The sequence below is a fragment of the Burkholderia sp. SIMBA_051 genome (assembly GCF_046534915.1).
Taxonomy (GTDB): Bacteria; Pseudomonadota; Gammaproteobacteria; order Burkholderiales; family Burkholderiaceae; genus Burkholderia; species Burkholderia ambifaria.
In genome coordinates this window covers 1-358 of record NZ_JAWRXS010000095.1, presented here as the reverse complement: position 1 = coordinate 358, position 358 = coordinate 1, and the positions used below count along the sequence as shown (strand labels likewise).

Annotated in this window: 1 pseudogene; it reads left to right on the top strand. The window is 63.7% G+C overall.

The window, feature by feature from the left end:
• Nucleotides 1-309: pseudogene (locus SB771_RS33705) on the top strand (sodium:proton exchanger); the annotation flags it as partial.
• Nucleotides 310-358 lie beyond the last annotated feature (49 nt).

Sequence of the window (358 nt, the reverse complement as noted above, 5' to 3'; positions counted from 1 at the left end):
CACATCGCGCTCGGCGGTGTCGCGGCGCTGGGTCTGATTGTTGCGCGCCTCGTCGCGAAACTGGTCGGCGTCCTCGCGTTCGCCAGGCCGAGCGGCTTGAACTGGAAGCAGGGCATGGCGCTCGGTTTGTCCTTGTCGCCGATGTCGGCGCTGGCTTATCTGCTAGTCGACGACACCTACAACCTTTATCCGAATTTCGATCCGCAGCTGCGGGCCATCGTGATGTGTTCGATTTTCGTGCTGCAGATTCTCGGGCCGTGGCTCGTGTATCGCAGCCTCGCGCTCGTGGCCGAACGGCGCGAAGAGTAGGCGTATCTAAAGGCACGTCAGCGCGCGGTGCGCTGTTCGGGCCCGACGC